This window comes from Pseudoalteromonas sp. AOP31-A2-14, from assembly GCF_052378035.1.
GTDB lineage: Bacteria > Pseudomonadota > Gammaproteobacteria > Enterobacterales > Alteromonadaceae > Pseudoalteromonas.
Window position 1 is genome coordinate 1,755,457 of sequence record NZ_JBQSXI010000001.1, and the last position, 21,862, is coordinate 1,777,318.

15 protein-coding genes and 1 pseudogene are annotated in these 21,862 nt (G+C 40.6%); 8 read left to right on the top strand and 8 right to left on the bottom strand.

The features are described from left to right. Positions 1 to 9: 9 nt before the first annotated feature. The 3 genes and pseudogenes from lolA to lrp all read right to left on the bottom strand — a co-directional run bounded on the left by lolA (position 10) and on the right by lrp (position 3,782). On the bottom strand, positions 10 to 642 hold the full coding sequence (gene lolA / locus ACT3S9_RS08150; protein ID WP_441835581.1) for an outer membrane lipoprotein chaperone LolA: 633 nt from the start codon (positions 640 to 642) through the stop codon (positions 10 to 12). Continuing rightward, positions 642 to 3,125, bottom strand: a complete 2,484-nt coding sequence (locus ACT3S9_RS08155; protein WP_441835582.1) for a DNA translocase FtsK 4TM domain-containing protein — start codon at positions 3,123 to 3,125, stop codon at positions 642 to 644. The genes lolA and ACT3S9_RS08155 overlap by 1 nt, the downstream gene beginning before the upstream one ends. Before the next feature lie 177 nt (positions 3,126 to 3,302). Next, positions 3,303 to 3,782 (bottom strand): annotated as a pseudogene (gene lrp, locus ACT3S9_RS08160) (leucine-responsive transcriptional regulator Lrp). Between the two features lie 141 nt (positions 3,783 to 3,923). Between lrp and ald the strand changes: the two are divergent. Further along, positions 3,924 to 5,045 (top strand): alanine dehydrogenase, encoded by a 1,122-nt coding sequence (ald, locus tag ACT3S9_RS08165; protein ID WP_441835583.1) that lies wholly within the window; start codon positions 3,924 to 3,926, stop codon positions 5,043 to 5,045. A 122-nt stretch (positions 5,046 to 5,167) separates the two neighbouring features. Here ald and ltrA read toward each other — a convergent pair whose 3' ends face one another. Together ltrA and pssA are read right to left on the bottom strand one after the other, a co-directional pair. Next, complete coding sequence (ltrA, locus tag ACT3S9_RS08170) at positions 5,168 to 6,442, bottom strand: group II intron reverse transcriptase/maturase (protein ID WP_086960535.1); 1,275 nt, start codon at positions 6,440 to 6,442, stop codon at positions 5,168 to 5,170. 807 nt (positions 6,443 to 7,249) lie between these two features. After that, positions 7,250 to 8,575, bottom strand: a complete 1,326-nt coding sequence (gene pssA, locus ACT3S9_RS08175; protein WP_441835584.1) for a CDP-diacylglycerol--serine O-phosphatidyltransferase — start codon at positions 8,573 to 8,575, stop codon at positions 7,250 to 7,252. 266 nt (positions 8,576 to 8,841) lie between these two features. On the opposite strand from pssA, the gene trxB reads away from it, so the two are divergent. Beyond that, positions 8,842 to 9,792: a thioredoxin-disulfide reductase gene (gene trxB / locus ACT3S9_RS08180; RefSeq protein ID WP_441835585.1), complete on the top strand. Its 951-nt coding sequence runs from the start codon at positions 8,842 to 8,844 to the stop codon at positions 9,790 to 9,792. 22 nt (positions 9,793 to 9,814) lie between these two features. On the opposite strand, the gene ACT3S9_RS08185 is transcribed toward trxB, so the two are convergent. Further along, entirely contained in the window at positions 9,815 to 10,699 is an 885-nt protein-coding gene (locus tag ACT3S9_RS08185; RefSeq protein WP_444750803.1) for an IS982 family transposase, read from the bottom strand. Between the two features lie 406 nt (positions 10,700 to 11,105). Between ACT3S9_RS08185 and ACT3S9_RS08190 the strand changes: the two genes are divergently transcribed. The 4 genes from ACT3S9_RS08190 to infA all read left to right on the top strand — a co-directional run bounded on the left by ACT3S9_RS08190 (position 11,106) and on the right by infA (position 15,835). Then, positions 11,106 to 13,919 (top strand): bifunctional aconitate hydratase 2/2-methylisocitrate dehydratase, encoded by a 2,814-nt coding sequence (locus ACT3S9_RS08190; protein WP_441836053.1) that lies wholly within the window; start codon positions 11,106 to 11,108, stop codon positions 13,917 to 13,919. Positions 13,920 to 14,112: 193 nt separating this feature from the next. Further along, on the top strand, positions 14,113 to 14,829 hold the full coding sequence (gene aat / locus ACT3S9_RS08195; RefSeq protein WP_441836054.1) for a leucyl/phenylalanyl-tRNA--protein transferase: 717 nt from the start codon (positions 14,113 to 14,115) through the stop codon (positions 14,827 to 14,829). Next, positions 14,822 to 15,526: an arginyltransferase gene (locus ACT3S9_RS08200; RefSeq protein WP_441836055.1), complete on the top strand. Its 705-nt coding sequence runs from the start codon at positions 14,822 to 14,824 to the stop codon at positions 15,524 to 15,526. Before aat ends, ACT3S9_RS08200 begins: the two co-directional genes overlap by 8 nt. A 90-nt stretch (positions 15,527 to 15,616) precedes the next feature. Then, positions 15,617 to 15,835, top strand: a complete 219-nt coding sequence (infA, locus tag ACT3S9_RS08205) for a translation initiation factor IF-1 (RefSeq protein WP_002962494.1) — start codon at positions 15,617 to 15,619, stop codon at positions 15,833 to 15,835. Positions 15,836 to 16,009: 174 nt separating this feature from the next. On the opposite strand, the gene clpA is transcribed toward infA, so the two are convergent. Both clpA and clpS read right to left on the bottom strand, forming a co-directional pair. Continuing rightward, entirely contained in the window at positions 16,010 to 18,271 is a 2,262-nt protein-coding gene (gene clpA / locus ACT3S9_RS08210) for an ATP-dependent Clp protease ATP-binding subunit ClpA (protein WP_441836056.1), read from the bottom strand. A 69-nt stretch (positions 18,272 to 18,340) separates the two neighbouring features. After that, complete coding sequence (gene clpS, locus ACT3S9_RS08215; RefSeq protein WP_441836057.1) at positions 18,341 to 18,649, bottom strand: ATP-dependent Clp protease adapter ClpS; 309 nt, start codon at positions 18,647 to 18,649, stop codon at positions 18,341 to 18,343. 208 nt (positions 18,650 to 18,857) lie between these two features. Between clpS and cspD the strand changes: the two genes are divergently transcribed. Further along, positions 18,858 to 19,076, top strand: a complete 219-nt coding sequence (cspD, locus tag ACT3S9_RS08220) for a cold shock domain-containing protein CspD (protein ID WP_441836058.1) — start codon at positions 18,858 to 18,860, stop codon at positions 19,074 to 19,076. 555 nt (positions 19,077 to 19,631) lie between these two features. Further along, the gene (locus tag ACT3S9_RS08225) at positions 19,632 to 21,854 is read left to right on the top strand and encodes an NADP-dependent isocitrate dehydrogenase (RefSeq protein WP_441993072.1); all 2,223 of its coding nucleotides are present in this window, start codon (positions 19,632 to 19,634) and stop codon (positions 21,852 to 21,854) included. The last annotated feature ends 8 nt before the right edge of the window (positions 21,855 to 21,862 follow it).

Consider the following 21,862-nt stretch of genomic DNA (forward strand, 5'->3'; position numbering starts at 1 on the left):
ATTTTTACGCTAGTGACCTTGGCTTTGGTCGTCTACATCAACACCCTCTGGGATGGTAAATTCAAAGGTTGATTCTGCAAGATTCTCGTTTATTACTGGGTTGCTAAAAGTAAATAAAGATGACTGCCCTGAGCTGTCTTTAACCATTAACTTAGCTAAACCTTGCTGCTTTGCAGCAAAAACAATATCAAGCTGTTCAACTTGACTTTCAATACCTTGATTAGGTGTGACACTAAAACCATTATCGGTAGCGGTTACTTGATACTTTTGCCACTGTGCAGGATCTTCAGAGGTTAATAGCACAAATGGTGTTGAATCAATTAAGCTGTTGGTATTCATAATGGTTACTTGCTCAGCAAAGCTGTCAAAATAATAGGTTTTATTGCCATTTGATACAAATAAGGTGTCGTCAGGGCTTGTTTGCTGCCAGCGGATCATCATCGGTTGTTGTAAGGCAATATCGCCTTTTCCTTCCATGATGGTTTCGCCTTGGCCATCTGTTACATTTTGAGAAAACTGCGCTTTAAAGCTTTCAATCGATTGCAATTTTTGCTGCAGTTCTTGGCTGTCGTTTTCGTTGGCAACACTTTGCGCCGAAACAAGGCACGTAAGGACCAATGCTAAATAGTTAATTTTTTTCATTAATTTGCTCCATTATTGGGCACTAATACTTCACGAGCACCATTGTGACCTGGTGAGCTGACAATTCCCGAAGTTTCCATTTGTTCAACTAAACGGGCAGCACGGTTATAACCTACGCGCAGTTTACGTTGCACGCTTGATACTGACACCTTGCCCGATTCAATAACAAATGAAACGGCTTCATCATAAAGTGGATCGGATTCATCATCGCTGTTTTCATTGTTTTCGCCTGGCAACAAAATATCTTCTGTGGCATTACCGTTGAGAATCTCATCAATGTAATTAGGCTTTTCGCGTTTTTTCCAGTCATCAACTACAGCATGGACTTCATGGTCATCAACAAATGCACCATGTACACGCACTGGCACACTAGTACCTGGCGGTAAGTAAAGCATATCACCCATACCGAGTAAGTTTTCAGCACCTTGTTGGTCTAAAATAGTACGTGAATCAATTTTACTTGAAACCTGAAACGCCATGCGTGTGGGTATATTGGCTTTAATTAAGCCGGTAATAACATCAACCGATGGACGCTGTGTTGCTAATATTAAATGAATTCCTGCTGCACGCGCTTTTTGGGCTATACGCGCAATTAGCTCTTCAACTTTCTTACCTACAATCATCATCATGTCGGCAAATTCGTCAATAACGACTACAATGCTTGGCAGTTTACCTAATTCATCTGGGCCTTCTTTCATGCCATCGGTGTCTTTAAATAGCGGATCCATTATTGGATGCCCCGCTTCTTTAGCATCTAACACTTTTTGGTTGTAACCTTTTAAGTTACGCACACCCAGCGCCGACATTAATTTGTAGCGACGTTCCATTTCACCTACACACCAACGCAATGCGTTAGCGGCTTCTTTCATATCGGTGACTACTTCACACAATAAATGTGGAATACCACCGTACACCGATAACTCAAGCATTTTCGGATCAATCATGATCATACGAACATCATCAGGCCCTGATTTATACAGTAAGCTTAATATCATCACATTAACGCCCACTGACTTACCTGACCCGGTAGTACCTGCAACAAGCAAATGTGGCATTTTGCCAAGATCAGCACAAATCGGCTCTCCGGCAATATCTTTACCGAGTACCATAGTGAGTGGTGATGGGTTTTGTTCAAATTTTGGCGCATCAATAACTTCAGACAAGCGGACAATTTCACGGTGTTTATTTGGCAGCTCTATACCAACATAAGTTTTACCTGGAATAACTTCCACGACACGTACACTTACAGCCGATAATGAACGGGCTAAGTCTTTAGCAAGCCCGGTAATTTTAGAGACTTTAATACCTGGAGCTAAATCAAGCTCAAAACGTGTAACAACCGGGCCTGGGTAAACGCCGACTACGGCGGCTTGCACATTAAAATCAAGTAGTTTAGTTTCTACTAAGCGCGATACTGCCTCTAATTCTTCGGGCGAGATTGGGTTTTTAGCTTTGTCTGGTCTGTCGAGCAAATCGAGTGTTGGCAACGGCGCACTCGGTGGTTCCTCATCCAATAACTGTTCAAATTTTTCTTTTGCCGTTGGTGGAGGCTGATAAGTACTTTTTGGTTTAGGCATTGGCCTTGCTGGTGAAACCACCGTTGTTGTTGGCTTTTGCGCTTCAGCTACTTCACTTTGATCAAGCGCATTTAATTCAGTAACCGTATCAAGAGGCTCATCATCAATGGCGCTAAAATTAATTTCTTGGTCTAGAATATCGTCAAGATCATCAAAAGGAGATGGCTCGTTTTTTGTGTCTTCTTTTTGCTTGGCGGCTGATTTTGACGTTTTAGCTGGAGCTGGCTCGTTAAAATTAATCTCATCTATGGCATCATCTGACCCAGAAAACTCTGCATCACTTCGTTTAGGCTCATCAAGCGCGGAGCGTTCACGGTCCAACCAGCCTTTTAAGTGATAATGAGCAAGGTTATAAATACTAACAACCAAATCACCTAGCCAATCAACAAACTGCACCCATGAGACACCAGTTAAAAGCGTTAAACCAGCAAAGAAAAAACATAATAGTAAAATAGACGTGCCAGTAAAATTAAACGCAGGCATCATTGCTGAAGCAATAACATCCCCCACTACTCCCCCTGATGAAAAGTTATAGATGTCATCAAAGTTAATACTGCTAATTGCCGACGCTGAGGTAATAAACAGAGTAAGACCAATCACACGCAGCGCTAAAGTGGTGTAATCGAGCTGAAAAATTTTATGTGGCTGCTTAAATAATAAATAACCAAAGAGTTGAATACCCGCAGGTACAAAATAAGCAAGCCAGCCAAATGTAAGCAGTAATATATCCGCGATCCACGCACCTGCCGTGCCAGTGATATTTTTTACTTTTACAAATTCGCCTGTTTGCGACCAAGCAGGGTCCGCCGGATCAAAACTAATCAGGGCACACAAAATAAATACCGCAGCAAATGTGCTGATGATAAGCCCTGCTTCTAATAGTCTTTGCACACCATTTAGGCGCATAATTCCCTATTCCTCTTTATTATCTTTATCGTCACTGCTGTGCTGTTAATAAACACCACTTTTGAGATGCATTTAAGCAAAATACTTTAGCAGAAAAAGCTTTTTGATGCACTCTATCTTATCTAAGCTTGCCTGATTATGAACAAGTTTTTTGTGATTGCTTGCTCGATGAGTAAACTAGTTAACGTACGGACGGATGATCATCCCTTGCTCGCCTTTAACTTCTTCCATCACTACATAAGTTCGGCTTTCACTAACGTTGGGTAACTTCAATAATATATCACCGAGCACACCACGATATTCGGACATATCATTTACCCGCGTTTTTAATAAAAAATCAAAATTCCCTGATACTAAATGACACTCTATTATTTCTTCGTGCTTTTTTACGGCAGCACTAAACTCATCAAATACATCCGCAGAGGTCTTAATAATTGTAACCTCCACATAAACCGACAAGCCTTGTCCAAGTTTGGCAGAATCAACCACCGCTTTATATCCTAAAATATAGCCTTCTCGTTCAAGCTTTTTTACTCGCTCTAAACATGGGGTGGCACTTAAGCCTACTCACCTTGCTAATTCTACATTTGAAATACGGCCATCGAGCTGTAATTCCATTAAAATTTTACGGTCAATTCGGTCCAATAATTCATGCATAGTGCCAACTAGTTTTTTTAACTAAATAAAACAATTTTATAGACTATAACACTATAAACAAACCTAAAAAAGGTGAGACACACTGGCTTATCATGAATATAATAGTGGAAAATTTTATCAAGCTTTATAAAGGCGAATTTTATGATTATTGGTGTACCTAAAGAAATTAAAAACCATGAATACCGTGTAGGTATGGTTCCTGCGAGCGTACGTGAACTTGTAAACCACGGCCACCAAGTATTTGTTGAAACAGATGCTGGTATGGGCATTGGCTTTACTAACGAAGACTACACATTAGCGGGTGCAGAAATTTTGCCAACCGCTGCAGATGTGTTTGCAAAAGCTGACATGATCATAAAAGTAAAAGAGCCACAAGCTGTTGAACGTGCGATGTTACGTGAAGAGCAAATTCTTTTCACTTACCTGCACCTTGCACCTGATCTTCCACAAACTGAAGAGCTTGTTAAAAGTGGTTCTATCTGTATCGCTTATGAAACAATTACTGATTCACGTGGTGGTTTACCGCTTCTTGCGCCTATGAGCGAAGTAGCTGGTCGTATGTCAATTCAAGCCGGTGCACAAGCACTTGAAAAATCAAACCACGGCCGTGGTATGTTACTTGGTGGTGTACCTGGTGTTGAGGCAGCTAAAGTTGTTGTTATTGGCGGCGGTATGGTTGGTCGTAGTGCAGCGCAAATGGCTATTGGCTTAGGTGCTGAGGTTGTTGTTCTTGATCGTAATATCGACGTGCTACGTGCTCTTGATGCACAATTTGGTAATAAAGTTAAAGCTATTTACTCAACTGCTGATGCCCTTGAAAAGCATGTACTAGAAGCTGATTTAGTTATTGGTGGTGTACTTATTCCAGGTGCTGCGGCACCTAAGCTTGTAACTAGCGATCACATTAAAGCAATGAAACCAGGCTCTGCCATTGTTGATGTTGCAATTGACCAAGGCGGTTGTATCGCAACCTCTAAAGCAACAACCCATGCAGATCCTACTTTTATTGTTGATGACGTGGTTCACTATTGTGTTGCTAACATGCCAGGTGCGGTACCACGTACTTCTACGTTTGCACTTAATAATGCTACGCTACCTTTCATTATTAACCTTGCAAACAAAGGTTATAAAAAGGCGCTACTTGATGACGAGCACTTCTTAGAAGGCTTAAACGTACTGAAAGGCAAAGTGACTTACAAAGAAGTTGCTGAAGCGTTCAATATGCCTTACGAAGATCCTCGTACAGCAGTTGAAAACGCTTAGTGTGAACGCCGTAAATATGCGGAACTAACATCGAGTAGGGTGAGGCTTATGCCTCATCCCTCTCACAGAACCGTACGTACGGACCTCGTATACGGCTCCTGTACCCTTCACATTTTATCAACTTATTTCCTAAACGCCGATAAAGCAAGCCATCCCGTATTCACTTTTTCTATTGGATATAAACCAAGCTCCTCAAACCATTGGTTTGGCATCGATACACAAGATAAAGGGCTTAGTGAGTTACGCCACGAGTTCATCTTAATGAACTTAAACGGTGGCTTTTTTCCTAACTGTTTTAGTCGTCGATGTAGCCTTGATGGCTTCTTCCACAACCTCAGCTGTATTGCCCTTAGTCTTCGTCTGATCCAACCTGCCAAGGCTTTTAGCTCTCGTTTACAATTGGCTATACTAAAATAATTTACAAAACCGCGCACAACTGGATTTAGCCGTTTTATTACTTCTGCTAAATTTATGCCGCCGTTACGTTTTGTTAATTGCTTCACTTTTTGTTTAAACCCGATGAGTTTTGATGCTTGTATCCGTGTCCACTGGCTACCTATCTCTACTCCCAAAAACTTCACTCCTTTGCTGCTATGAGCAATATGGGTTTTATTTTGGTTCACGGTTAATTTCAAGTCTCGCTCTAGTATCTGGGTGGATGCCTTAAGTGCTTCTTGCGCTGCTTTTTCTGTGCTGCACAAAATCAAGATATCATCTGCATACCTCACTATTCGGTGATTACGCTTTTTCATTTCTTGATCGAAAGCATCTAGGTAGATATTGGCCAATAACGGGCTAATTACGCCACCTTGTGGGCTTCCTATCGTACTAGCCTCCCAGTGTTCACCTATCATTACTCCGCTTTTTAAGAACTGATTAATCAGTTTTAAAATACTACCGTCCGTCACTTTGCGTCTAACACTCCTAATTATCAAAGCATGATCAAGCAGGTCAAAACACTTCGACAAATCCATGTCTACGACCCAGTCGCGATGGTATTTACGGATAAATACACTTGCTTTACTGATAGCGTCATGACAGCTTCGTTTCGGCCTATACCCATAACTCGATGGGTGAAAGTCGATGTCGAATATCGGTTGGAGTATGTTCAATAGTGTTTGTTGCACTATTCGGTCTCGAACTGCGGGGATACCTAGCATTCTGACACCGCCATCATCTTTGGGTATTTCCACCCGTTTGACAGGTTGTGCCCTATATTGCTTGGTTTGCAGCTCAAGTTGCAGTTGTTTTAAGTTTGCTTCTAAATTCAGGGCGAATGCGCCTACGGTCTGCCTATCTATTCCGGCCGCTCCTTTAGCTGCTTTCACTTTTTTGAATCCCTTGTACAGGTTATTAATGTCTAATAATTGTCCGTACAAGCTGTAGTAAACTGTCATTTTCTGCCTTTGCTTGCGGTATGTCTGCTCGTGTCACTCTACTTATCGCTGATTCTTCATGATGACATTAGGTGTGCTAGCCTTTTTTGGCAATCTGCCTAAGTGGTCAGTCATTACTCCATTGCTCGCCCTTCAATTCTCAGCGTCTACATTCCTGTTTGGCCGTCATATTTTGGCTATTTCCGTCGAAATACTTGTGAGCCGATAAACAAAAGTTCCCGTCTTTCATACGCTTAAAGAATACTTCCCCCCTTCGCAATCAATTAAAGCTTTTGGCTAAAGTTGACCCCATCAAACATAATGTTGATGGTCGGCTTGGTTTTCCCCTCCACACCATTACTGGCTTTCATCGGCCTAGCCTTACTCACTACTACGGGTTCATCTGCCACCTCACACCGACACTAAATCTTGGCTTTCACCTTGAATTTAGGCCACTTACTCTCATTAAGTTTAGATGCCAGGCTTCCCCAGTTACTGCACTGGCTCCCTGTTAGAAATCCCACCCTCAAGCACAGTATTGGTCTGACTAAGTATAGGGCGTTGCGCTATTTTGCACGCTGACCCACCAATACTGCCGAAACAGGTTACGGTTAGTTGTGTACCTCTAACTTCTTATGGCTTCCTTCAGACCCCACCGTTGGCCAGTGACGCCCTTGCCATTCAGATTATCTTCCCCTTAGTCAGGGTGATAAGGCATCTTTCAGCCTATCGGGTTTGCCAGCTTCGCTGGGCAAACAATTAAAAAAAGCAGCGAATTCGCTGCTTTTTTTTTATCTGCATAAATCTTAAAGATATAGACTAAACAGTCTAAATAAAACGTTTGATTATAAAGTCCATTTTAACACGCTTAGCTTGCCCTAATAGCTTTTTAACCGGTGCCGGATAATCGTCTACCGTTTCTAAATCTTCAGCACCTGTCAAACGTCGGCAATGGGTTAAAATCGCTTGCTTTTCGTTTTCAATAGCAGGCATTAGTGACTGCTCTGGGTCATCAATTAAAATACCATTTTCAATATCAAGCCCCCATGCACGAGGGTTTAAGTTATGGCCGCTCAATAAGTGAGTGCGTTTGTCGCTGCAAATACCTTTTAGGTGAAATGAATTACTCTCGTGTTGCCATAAGTAAACATTCAAGTTGCCATTGGTAATATGGCGTTTTTGCGATTTTAAGAACTTATATAAAATCGTTTCATATAAATAAGGCAACGCCCCTACTTTGCTAAATGGTTCGCTTGGCGGTAAGTAAAAGTCATTAGCGGTTTTATCACCAACAATTATAGTTACGTTTTTACCTTGTTTAAGTAAACGCCTAAGTGAGCGCATTAATGGCGCTGGAAAATTAAAGTACGGGGTATACAGTACAAGCTCTTGTTCAGTATTATCAAATAATGATTTTATAACTCGATTTAAACGATTACCACGTCTACCAAGGCCTAAAAACAATCGAATATCTAACGGCGAGTCATGCTTAATTGCCCCATTATTATAACTGGCTGACTTTAAATCTCGCGTTAATTGTTTTTGGTCAAAACGGATATCGTTAAACCTAGTTAATGGCCGTGTGTCTAAGCGCGGCACCGCTGGTGAATTCAGCAAATGCTCGCTAATAAACTGAATAATAGAGTCACACAAAGCGGCTTGTTTGATAACAAAATAACGGTCTAAGCGGTAACGTTGTTCATATTGTAAGTAAACATTGTTTAAACTTGCCCCGCTATAAAGCAAAGTATCGTCAATCACAAAACCTTTCAGGTGTAATACACCAAATAGCTCTTTGGCCTTTACTGGTACACCATAAACTTCAACGTTCGATTGGTATTTTTGCTGATATTCGCAATAAAGACTTGCGTTACCGTCTGATTTTTTTGCGCCAATTAAACCTCGCTGAGCACGATGAAAGTCCACCAACACTTTTACTTCAAGTGCAGGGTTAGCAAGTGAGGCTTCATGCAGTGCAGTTAATACTTCTCGCCCTGCTTCATCATTTTGTAAATAGAGTGTCGTTATGTAAATACGTGTTTTCGCACCTGCGATAAGTGCTAATAAATGCGTGCGATATTCTTGTGCATTGGTCAAGACGTTAACGTCTTTTGAAGTTAACCCAAAACCAGGTTTTTCCTGCCAAAATAACATAGTTGCCTATTCACTTAAGTCGCCTTTTAAGGCTGACAAATCATAATTAGCTAAAACATACCAAAAAAACATGCTGTGGTCATGGTTTTACGCGCTATTGTTGATTATTAGCTTATAAAACAAGCAATGTAATCATAATAAAGTACACAATATCTGACAGCTTGGTGATTTGAATAAAATAATTATCCGGAATTTTTTTTACATCCGCCTTGTTTTTCTTAGAATTGAACTCATTAAAAGAGAATTGAAACGTTTAGGAAAAAAACATGAGTGAAGCAAAACATTGTAAGTTGTTAATTTTAGGCTCTGGCCCTGCGGGTTATACCGCAGCCGTATACGCTGCCCGCGCTAATTTAAACCCAGTTTTAATTACTGGCATTCAACAAGGTGGTCAACTAACGACCACGACTGAAGTTGAAAACTGGCCAGGTGACGCACATGGCCTAACGGGTCCTGCACTAATGGACCGGATGAAAGAGCATGCTGAACGTTTTGAAACTGAAATTGTGTTTGATCACATTAATAAAGTAGACGTATCAAAGCGCCCATTTACCCTAACAGGTGACCAAGGTACTTATACTTGTGACGCGCTCATTATCGCCACTGGTGCTTCAGCTAAATACTTAGGGCTAGAATCAGAGACTAACTTCCAAGGCCGTGGCGTATCAGCCTGTGCGACTTGTGATGGTTTCTTTTATAAAGGCCAAAAGGTAGCAGTTGTTGGCGGTGGTAATACGGCAGTTGAAGAAGCACTTTATTTATCTAACATTGCTGACGAAGTGCATGTTATTCACCGCCGTGATAGTTTTCGCAGTGAAAAAATTCTAGCCGATCGCCTTGCTGAAAAAGCGGCGAATGGCAATGTGGTTATGCATTACAACCGCACACTAGACGAAGTACTAGGCGACCAAATGGGCGTCACTGGCGTACGCATTAAAGATGTCGAGTCTGGTGACACTGAAGAACTTGATTTAGCCGGTGTGTTTATTGCTATCGGCCATAAACCAAATACCGATATGTTTGCAGATCAGTTAACAATGAAAGATGGTTACCTTGTCGTTGAATCAGGCTTACATGGTAATGCAACACAAACCAGCGTACCGGGCGTATTTGCAGCAGGCGATGTATCTGATCATATTTATCGTCAAGCGATTACCTCAGCGGGCACAGGCTGCATGGCAGCCCTAGATGCAGAGCGCTTCTTAGATAACCTTTAATAGTATTTAACCTGAGATCTGCTTAAGCGATAACTAATGCATTGCGCTCTACATCAGTTAAATTAAGGTGTGGTTTATTTTCTTTCAAGCAATAAGCCACCAATCCAGCGACTAAATTTAACATAAAGCCGTTCATACTCCGATGCCTCGAATGTTCAATGAAGGATATATTCTTGAGTTGGTCATTAATTGTTTCAATTATAAAGCGCTTTGAAAGCATCGCTCTATCCCATAGTGACATCGCTTTTGCCTTCATGTTTTTGCGAGCCGTCGTAATGAGCTTTACCCCTTTATCGAGTAAATCGGCTTCTAAAGCTTTACTTAAATACCCTTTGTCACCATATAATTTATCCGTCAGACAGCTCGCTAATTCACGCACTGGCTGTGTATCATGCACATTACCTGTTGTCACCTTTGCAGCAACAATTTCACCGTGATGATTAACAATTAAATGCAACTTGAAGCCATAAAACCAACCCATTGTTCCTTTGCCTCGCTGGGCTATTCCATCAAAGGTTTTGTGCCTGGGAATACGAATGTTATGGCATACCTTAATACATGTAGAATCAATGAATTCAACACCTGTAGGCTTTCCTTTAAGCGAAGTGAAATAGGCGCACATCGGCACAAGTACCCTCGGCATAACGGCTAAAAATCGGGTATAACTGAGCAAGTTAGGAAATTCACTTTTGTACATAAGTGAAACATAACCAAGATAGTAATTTTTAAAATCACGGTGATGCGACATATGGAAACTGATGACAATAGTCATAATTTCACTGGTCGTCATACGTCCTGCTCGCTGACGTTTTTGGGTACCATCTTCGAGTAATTGTTGTTCCCATTGAGGTATAAATACTTTGCAAAAATCATCGACATCGCAAAACAATTCAACTAATTTAATCATGCCTGTTCCTTGTCTATCCAATCGTTCTTGGTCGAAAGATCGGATCTCGGAACAGGCATTTAGTTCAATTTCTTAAACGAGATTCAGGTTATTTATACCTTAGGGTAAATTTTGAGGGCTGAGTATTCAGCCCTTTTTTGTGCCTTAATCAAAAGCGCATATATAAACGCAAAGTATGCGGTAGTGACATTCACTGCCGTTATAATAAAGATTCATCTTATATATACAGTATATATTGTAAGTGCGATAGGATCTAAATGCGTAAAATGAATACCGTCAAAGTATCGCACGTAAAACTAACTATAATTAGTTGAGCACAAAGCTTTGTTCCTTTGAGCATGACTAGAGACTATAAAATAAGTTAAAATGCTCAACTTCATATCAAGTAAAATATCGAGAGTTTTCTATGAGTTTGTATACACAGTATCTGGAAGAAATCCAAACCCGTAAAACGGAACTTGGATTAAATCCACAACCAATCGATAGCGCAGAACTAGTATCTGAAATAATTAATCAAATTAAAGATACAGGCAATGAGCACCGTAAAGATTCACTACACTTTTTTATCTTCAACACATTACCAGGAACTACAAGTGCTGCGGGCGTTAAAGCACAGTTTTTAAAAGAAATTATTCTTGGTGAAGAATCTGTAGAAGAAATCACTCCAGATTTCGCTTTTGAGCTTCTTTCACACATGAAAGGTGGCCCTTCAATCGAAAAGCTATTTGATTTAGCATTTGGTGATAACACGGAAATATCAGCACAAGCCGCTGAAGTACTTAAAACACAAGTATTCTTATACGATGCCGACACTGAGCGCCTAGAAGCGGCTTATAAAGCAGGTAACCCAGTTGCTAAAGAACTATTAGAAAGCTATGCAAAAGCGGAGTTTTTCACAAAGCTGCCAGATATTGAAGAAAAAATTGACGTTGTAACGTATATTGCTGGCGAAGGTGATATTTCAACTGATTTACTTTCTCCAGGTAACCAAGCGCATTCTCGTGCTGACCGTGAACTACACGGTAAATGCATGATCACTGAAGAAGCTCAGCAAGAAATTGGTGAACTTCAGAAAAAACACCCAAATGCTAAAGTAATGCTTATTGCTGAAAAAGGTACCATGGGTGTTGGTTCATCACGTATGTCGGGTGTGAATAACGTTGCACTTTGGGCTGGTAAGCAAGGAAGTCCATACGTTCCTTTCATCAACATTGCCCCTGTTGTTGCGGGTACTAACGGTATCTCGCCAATCTTTTTAACAACGGTTGGTGTAACTGGCGGTATCGGTCTTGACCTTAAAAACTGGGTTAAAAAAGTAGACGCAAACGGTAAAACGGTTACTGATAAAAATGGTGATGCAGTACTTGAAGAAGCATACTCAGTCGCTACTGGCACTGTTTTGACCATCAATACTAAAGAGAAAAAACTTTATAACGGTGATAAAGAGCTTGTTGATATATCTTCAGCATTTACATCGCAAAAAGTTGAATTTATGAAAGCTGGTGGTTCTTACGCTGTTGTATTTGGTAAAAAAATACAAACATTTGCCGCTGAAACTTTAGGCATTGAAACACCGCTTGTATACGCTCCTTCACAAGAAATATCACATGAAGGTCAAGGTTTAACTGCGGTTGAGAAAATATTTAACCGTAATGCTGTAGGCGTATTGTCTGAAACTCCTTTACACGCAGGTTCTGATATTCGTGTGAACGTAAACATTGTTGGTTCGCAAGATACAACAGGCCCAATGACTGCGCAAGAATTAGAAGCGATGGCTGCCTCAGTTATTTCACCAATTCTTGACGGTGCCTATCAATCAGGTTGCCATACAGCATCAGTATGGGATAGCAAAGCACAAGCTAATATACCTAAACTTATGGCGTTTATGAATAAGTTTGGTTTGATCACTGCACGTGACCCGCAAGGCGTTTACAATGCAATGACTGACGTAATTCACAAGGTATTGAACGACCTTACCATAGATGACCGCGCGATTATCATCGGTGGTGACTCGCATACACGTATGTCTAAAGGTGTTGCTTTTGGTGCTGATTCAGGCACCGTAGCATTAGCATTAGCTACAGGTGAAGCAGCAATGCCTATTCCTGAGTCTGTTAAAGTAACATTTAAAGGCAGCATGGCTAAGCACATGGATTTCCGTGACGTTGTACATGCAACACAAGCGCAAATGCTTAAGCAATTTGGTGGCGAGAACGTTTTCCAAGGCCGCGTGATTGAAGTACACATTGGTACCCTTATGGCTGACCAAGCGTTTACCTTCACTGACTGGACTGCAGAAATGAAAGCGAAAGCGTCAATCTGTATTTCAAACGACGAAACGTTAGTTAAATCAATTGAACTGGCTAAGAGCCGTATCCAAATCATGATCAACAAAGGTATGGATAACGAAATTGAAACGCTTAAAGGCCTAATTGCCCTTGCTGATAAACGTATCGAAGAAATTCAGTCTGGCACTAACCCTGCGCTTACACCTGACGATGCAGCGAAATACCATGCAGAAGTTGTGGTTAATTTAGATGAAATCGTTGAGCCAATGATTGCCGATCCAGACGTAAATAACGATGATGTATCTAAACGTTATACTCATGATGTTATTCGTCCGGTTTCATTCTACAACGACAAGCCAGTTGATTTAGGCTTTGTTGGTTCGTGTATGGTTCATAAAGGCGATATGAAAATTATTGCTCACATGCTACGTAACCTTGAAAAGAAAAACGGCTCTATCTCATTCAAGGCACCGCTTGTAGTTGCGCCACCAACATATAACATTGTTGATGAGCTTAAAGCTGAAGGCGACTGGGATATTTTAGCTAAGTACGCAGGCTTTGAATTTGACGATTCGAAACCAAAAACAGCCGCACGTACTAAGTATGAAAACATTTTATACCTAGAGCGCCCTGGTTGTAACTTATGCATGGGTAACCAAGAAAAAGCGGAACCAGGCGATACAGTTATTGCAACGTCAACTCGTCTTTTCCAAGGCCGTGTAGTAGCTGATACATCTGATAAAAAAGGTGAGTCACTATTAGGTTCAACACCCCTTGTAGTGCTTTCTACGGTACTTGGTCGCTTCCCAACTATCGAAGAGTATCGTTCAGCAGTTGAAGGCGTAGACCTAACAGCGTTTACTCCAGTTGAAGAAGATATGACAACCAAATTCAATGCGGCTGAAGCCGTTCCAGTAAAAGTTGTAAACTAATTGGACTGAATTAAGTTAGTAAAAGCGCGTTTAAAACGCGCTTTTTTTTTGCCCAAAATTTGCCCTAACATACAAGCCACATTTTCACCCTTGCCATTGACTGTTTACTATTTCTTGTTTGTGAATTTAAAGCAACAGGTTACAATTTATCTGCCCTCGTAGTTATTATCTGAAATCAGGTGAAATCGGTGTTATGACAAAACAACTTTATCAATTATCTCAAAACCAATTTACTTTTCCCGCCCCTATCTACGCATTGGATGAACCAGATGGCTTGCTTGCTATTGGTGGTTGCTTATCAGTAACACGATTAAAAAATGCGTATAACCAAGGAATATTCCCGTGGTTTAGTGAACATGAACCGATAATGTGGTGGTCCCCTAGCATGCGTGGCATTATTGAACTTGATGATTTTCATGTTAGTAAAAGTTTACGTAAAGAAATTAAGAAGTCGCCAGTCAAAGTGACTATTAATAATGCCTTTGAAGAAGTTATCGAAACCTGTAGAGATCAGCGTCTTGATACAGAGGGTACATGGATCACCACTGACATGCTCGACGCTTATATAAGCGCTCACCACGCGGGTATAGCCCATAGTCTTGAGGTATGGCGTGATGATGAGTTAGTCGGTGGTCTTTACGGCATAATGCAGCATGGGGTGTTTTGTGGCGAATCGATGTTTCACCACCAGAGTAACTGCTCAAAACTTGCCATGTGGGCACTCGTTAATTGGCTTAAGCGCCACAATGCGCATTTTATAGATTGTCAGTTGGAAAACCCTTATTTAATGTCGTTAGGAGCAAAAGTAATACCACGCTCTGACTTTTTTACTAAGCTAAATAATGCACACCAATATGTTATAGCCAGTGAAATGTGGAAACCACAAGAGTTAAAGGCTATTTATGAGTGAGCGTTTACCTGTACGACTGGGGTTAAGTCAGCCCTTTGATTGTAGCTACCTGAGCGACCGCGAAGAGCAATTATTAGTAATACTCGACCCAAGCTGTTATCAAACTGACAAGTTTGAACAATTACTGGGGTTAGGGTTTCGTCGCAGTGGTGACCAAATTTATCGTCCGCACTGCCCAGTGTGTAGTGCGTGTTCGTCTGTCCGTGTGTTAGCAAAGCAATTTATGCCAAGTAAATCACAAAAAAGAAAACGCAATAAAGCCGGTAACAAATTTACAGTACGCTATAGCACACAAGAAAATGAGCTCTACTACCCTTTATACTGTAAATATATTAGCGAGCGACATCAGGATGGCTCGATGTATCCGCCTGAGAAAAATCAGTACAAGAGCTTTTTACTTTGCAATTGGCTACCTATTACATTTATTGAACTTTGGCATGACGAAAAGCTCATTGCGGTAGCCGTTACCGACACCATGAATAACGCATTATCAGCCATTTATACATTTTTCGATCCAGACTATGAGCATTACAGTTTAGGTACCGTAATGATTTTAGAACAAGTAAAATTGGCCCAAAAGCAACAAAAGCAATATTTGTATTTAGGCTACCAAATTGATGAATGTGCCAAAATGCGCTACAAAACTCAATACTTACCGGCGCAAAAACACGTTAATGACCAGTGGATGGCTATTTAATTTGCAAAAATAGCCCCTGCACCTTTACTTATTGGTGTATTTTGGGCAAAATCTGCATCGTTTAACTATTAAAGAGGTGTTACGCTAAACATGGCGAAAGAAGACGTAATCGAAATGCAAGGAACGGTCCTTGATACTTTACCAAATACAATGTTCCGAGTTGAGCTTGAAAATGGTCACGTAGTTGTGGCGCATATATCAGGCAAAATGCGTAAAAATTATATCCGTATTTTAACTGGTGATAAAGTTACCGTAGAAATGACTCCTTACGATTTATCGAAAGGTCGCATTGTATTCCGTGCTCGCTAAGTTAGTGCGTTAACGAAATATCAAGTTTTTAGCTAAGTTGTCTGAGTAACTTAGTTACTTTCTACACTAGCTTGAAGCGTTTATTAAATGTAATTAGCAACTTAGTTATTAATTATCTTTTAATAAACAAAAAGCCCAGCAATTGCTGGGCTTTTTGTTGTCTAACGAATGTACTTATGCAGCTGTTAGATTTGTTTCATAATCAAAACGCAGTTTTTTATCCTTCACTGACACTTTGACATTACCGCCACCAACTAGCTCACCAAATAAAATGGCATTCGCCAACGGCTTCTTAAGCTGCTCTTGAATAACACGTGCCATAGGCCGTGCACCCATCGTTTTATCATAACCTTGATCAGCCAAGAACTCTCTAGCTTTTGAGGTAAGCTCAAAGTTCACCGATTTCTTATCTAGCTGAGCTTGTAGCTCTACAATAAACTTATCAACCACTTGCAGTATCACGTCTTTTTCTAGGTGATTAAACCAAATGATGTTATCTAAGCGATTTCTAAACTCAGGTGAGAATACCTTGTTTATTTCGCCCATCGCATCATGTGAATGATCCTGCTCAGTAAAGCCGATTGATTTACGTACTGTTTCTTGTACGCCCGCATTGGTGGTCATCACAACTACAACATTTCTAAAATCTGCTTTACGACCATTGTTATCAGTGAGCGTACCGTGATCCATCACCTGCAGCAGAATGTTATAAATATCTGAGTGTGCTTTTTCGATTTCATCGAGGAGTACCACTGCATGCGGATTTTTAATAACCGCTTCAGTAAGTAGACCGCCTTGCTCAAAGCCAACGTAGCCTGGTGGCGCACCAATTAAGCGGCTCACCGCATGGCGCTCAACATACTCCGACATATCAAAACGAATAAACTCCACACCCATACATTTACCAAGTTGCTTGGTAACTTCCGTTTTACCAACACCAGTTGGGCCTGCAAATAAGAATGAACCAATCGGTTTATCTTCATTAGCAAGGCCTGAGCGCGATAAACGAATAGCAGATGTCAGCGCGTCGATAGATTGGTCTTGGCCAAATACCAGCATTTTCAAATTACGATCGAGGTTTTTAAGGGTTTCTTTATCACTTGATGACACGCTTTGCTGTGGAATACGCGCCATTTTAGAAACAATCATTTCAATGTCCGCAACACCAATGGTTTTTTTACGCTTAGACGTGGGCTGTAAACGCTGACTAGCACCCGCTTCGTCTATCACATCAATGGCTTTATCAGGTAAGTGACGTTCATTAATGTATTTAGCACTCAGCTCTGCGGCTGCTTTAAGTGCTGGTTGTGTATAACGAATACCATGATGCTGTTCATAACGTTCTTTTAAACCGTTAAGAATTTTAGTGGTATCGGCCACACTTGGCTCAAGCACATCAATTTTTTGAAAGCGGCGAACTAAGGCACGATCTTTTTCAAAGATGTTTTTATACTCACTATAGGTTGTTGACCCCATGCAACGTAACTGACCACTTGAAAGCAGTGGTTTAATTAAGTTAGACGCGTCCATAACGCCGCCAGAGGCCGCACCGGCACCAATGATGGTATGAATCTCATCTATAAATAAAATAGAGTTAGGTTTAGCCTGAAGCTCTTTTAATAGCGACTTAAAGCGTTTTTCAAAATCGCCACGGTATTTCGTGCCAGCAAGTAACGCGCCCATGTCTAAAGAGTAAACAACAGCATCGGTAATAACCTCAGGTACTTGATTATTTATAATCCGATACGCTAAGCCTTCTGCAATGGCCGTTTTACCTACGCCAGCTTCACCCACTAATAACGGGTTATTTTTCTTACGGCGACATAATACTTGTACCGTACGTTCAACTTCACTGTCGCGCCCTACAAGTGGGTCAATATTCCCTTCTTCTGCTTGAATGTTTAAGTTGGTTGTGAAGTTTTCAAGTTTAGTTGGCTCTTCATTTTGTACTTCTTGTACTTCTTCGTGTAAGTCGTCGGGATCATCACCTAAATCATCTTCAGCTTTAGTAGTACCGTGAGAAATAAAGTTAACGATGTCTAAACGATTTACATCTGACTTTTTAAGTAAGTAAACTGCTTGGCTTTCCTGCTCAGAAAAAATCGCTACCAGTACGTTCACGCCTGTCACTTCATTTTTTCCTGAAGATTGTACATGGAATACTGCGCGCTGTAATACACGCTGAAAACCAAGTGTGGGCTGGGTTTCACGCTCTTCTTCTAAATCAGGGATGACCGGCGTGGTTTCGTCTATAAACTCAGACAATTCCAATTTTAAACCGGGCATATCAACACCACAGGCTGTTAACGCTTCGCCTGCTGATGGGTTGTCTAATAAAGCAAGCAATAGGTGCTCTACGGTCATAAATTCATGGCGGCGTGTACGCGCTTCACGAAACGCCTCATTTAAGGTTAGTTCTAAGTCTTTGTTTAGCATTGGCAACCCCTTACTGAGATAATCTATTTATACCACTTTGATAGCTCATTTGATCACTATCTTCAGTATTTATTCCTGCTCACAACTACATAGCAGTGGATGCTCGTTATCCCGCGCATAACGGTTAACTTGCTCAACTTTGGTATCGGCTACGTCTGCGGTATAAACTCCGCAAATACCTTTACCGTAGTGATGAACTTGAAGCATCACATCTGTTGCTTTATCGCTATCCATATTAAAAAACGTCGTAAGTACTTCTATCACAAAGTCCATTGGCGTGTAATCATCATTATTTAAAATGACTTTATATTTTCGCGGCGGCTGTAGCTTTTGCTTTTCACTGTCGCGAACTGTATCTAAAACATCTGATTCTTTCATACCACTCATAATTAAATATAGTCTTGTCTTTGGAACTCAAGGAAACTTGAATAAAAAATAAATAAATTGTTAATAAACCGCTAAAACAACTTGACTGCTTGATGAAATAAACTACAGTCAATTATAGATTGATTAAACCTTAGTCAGTCTAACAAATTATACGGTTTAGAATAACTAAATTAGTCAACTTATAGAAGGATGTAGAAGTATGGCTTGTGGTAAAGTCAAATGGTTCAACAATGCCAAAGGTTTTGGCTTCATCGTCGAAGACGGCTGTGAGAATGACATTTTCGCTCATTACTCAACGATTGTAATGGACGGTTATAAAACACTTAAAGCTGGTCAAGATGTAACATTCGAATTACAGCAAGGCCCTAAAGGGCTTCATGCTACAAATATCGCTCCTAACGGAGATATTTTGCAGTAGCTAATAATGTTCGACTACAAGCGAGCGATTTAGTTTAGATCCTCGCTTAATCCTTCTTTTTATACCTCTTTTATCTGTATTTGTCTGCTTAGATATATTTAATTGTACTAATTTATATTTAATGGCACTAATTCATTTACATACAGCCCGCTGAATTTTACTTTCTTAACGAACAAAATGACTTAAAAACCCCCTAACGGTTGAATTGTTGCGTACAAACCCCAATTGTTTATTTGTTGTGATGCCTTTTAGCGTTTTAACTAAAAGTAACTATGGAGCCTAAGCGCATACGCGCTAGCCCTTTTACACCAAACTTGGTACACTCTTGCATGCTAAAAAATTGCATTAATATGCAGTACAAGCTCATAACACTATGCTGATGGCTAATTTATTTTTCCAAAATGCAGCATATAAATACGCATTCACAGTCCGTCAGGTGTGAAAATTGTACACATTAGTAATCACACCTAACTGACTGATTATTGTCTAAACATTGACGATAATATTCTTTGCATTGTTGAATATGGCTTTAACGCCTACTATCTAGGAATGATGATGACATCAAAAATTATCTATACTCAAACAGACGAAGCGCCAGCACTGGCCACCTATTCACTTCTGCCGATTATTCAAGCGTACACTAATGCCGCTGGCGTTGAAGTGGAAACGCGTGATATTTCTTTAGCAGGTCGTGTTATCGCGAACTTTGCTGACTACTTAAATCCAGATCAGCGCATTGACGACGCACTTGCTGAATTAGGTGACATCGCAAAAACACCTGAAGCAAACATTATTAAATTACCTAACATCAGTGCTTCAGTGCCACAGCTTCGTGCGGTAATCAAAGAACTACAAGAAAAAGGCTATGCCCTTCCTGAATACACGTCTGAGCCTAAAACTGACGAAGAAAAACAAATTAAAGCCACCTACGACAAAATCAAAGGCAGCGCTGTAAACCCAGTATTACGTGAAGGTAACTCTGATCGTCGCGCACCAAGCTCTGTAAAAGAATATGCCCGTAATAACCCGCACTCAATGGGTGCATGGAGCAAAGATTCACAATCATACGTTGCAAGTATGGAAGACGGTGATTTCTTCGGATCTGAGCAGTCAGTAACTGTTGATAAAGCAACTGATGTACGTATCGAACACGTTGCTACAAATGGTGATGTAACCGTACTTAAAGAAAGTACACCGCTGCTTGCAGGCGAAGTCATTGATGCTTCTCGTATTAGCGCAGCTAAATTACAAGCGTTCTTAGCAAAAGAAATTGAAGCTGCTAAAGAAAAAGGCGTACTGTTCTCGCTACATATGAAAGCGACAATGATGAAAGTATCAGATCCAATTATCTTTGGTCACGCTGTAAAAGTATTCTTTAAAGACGTATTTGCTAAGCACGGCGAATTATTTAAAGAACTAGATGTTGATGTAAACAATGGCTTTGGTGATGTATTTTCTAAAATTGCCACTCTTGATGATGCTAAACGTGCAGAAATTGAAGCAGATATTCAAGCGGTTTATGACAACGGCCCTGCTATTGCAATGGTTGACTCAGACCGCGGTATTACCAACCTTCATGTACCAAGTGATGTGATCATTGATGCGTCTATGCCTGCTGCAATCCGTTCAAGCGGTCAAATGTGGAATAACGATGGTAAATTACAAGATACTAGCTTTGTAATCCCAGATCGTTGTTACTCAGGTATTTATCAAGCAACTATTGATTTTTGTAAAGAAAATGGTGCCTTTGATCCAACAACAATGGGTAGCGTGCCAAACGTTGGCCTTATGGCACAAAAAGCTGAAGAGTACGGTTCACACGATAAAACATTTGAAGCAAAAGCAGAGGGTTCTATTCGTGTTGTTGATACAAGCGGCACAACGTTACTTGAACACGGTGTTGAACAAGGCGATATCTGGCGCATGTGCCAGGTTAAAGATGCACCAATCCAAGATTGGGTTAAGCTTGCAGTAAACCGTGCACGCGCAACTGGCGTTCCGGCTATCTTTTGGTTGGATGAAAACCGCTCTCACGATGCTGAACTTATCAAAAAAGTAAATGCTTATTTACCAGAACATGATACTGATGGCTTAGATATCCGTATTCTAGCACCTCTTGAAGCGACACATGTTTCACTTGAACGCATCAAAGAAGGTAAAGACACTATTTCAGTAACTGGTAATGTATTACGCGACTACCTGACTGATTTATTCCCAATTCTTGAGCTAGGTACAAGTGCTAAAATGCTTTCAATTGTTCCACTTATGAATGGCGGTGGCTTATTTGAAACAGGTGCAGGTGGCTCAGCACCTAAGCATGTGCAACAGTTCGAAAAAGAAAACCATTTACGTTGGGATTCACTAGGTGAATTTTTAGCGTTGGCGGCTTCACTTGAGCATTTAAGTGTTAATACCAACAACAAAAAGGCGCAAGTACTTGCCGATACGCTTGATAAAGCAACTGGTACTTTCCTTGCTGAGAACAAGTCACCTTCACGTAAAGTTAAAGAAATTGATAACCGTGGTTCTCACTTTTTCTTATCTTTATTCTGGGCACAAGAACTTGCTAAGCAAAATGATGATAGCGAACTCAAAACACAGTTCACGCAAATTGCTGCTGATTTAGAAACTAACAAAGAACAAATTGTTAAGGAGCTAAATGAAGCACAAGGTCCTGCAATGGCCGTAGGTGGATATTTCCAGCTTAACGACGACAAAGCTTATAAAGCAATGCGTCCAAGTGCAACATACAACGATATTTTAGCTAAGCTAGTTTAAAGCTAAAA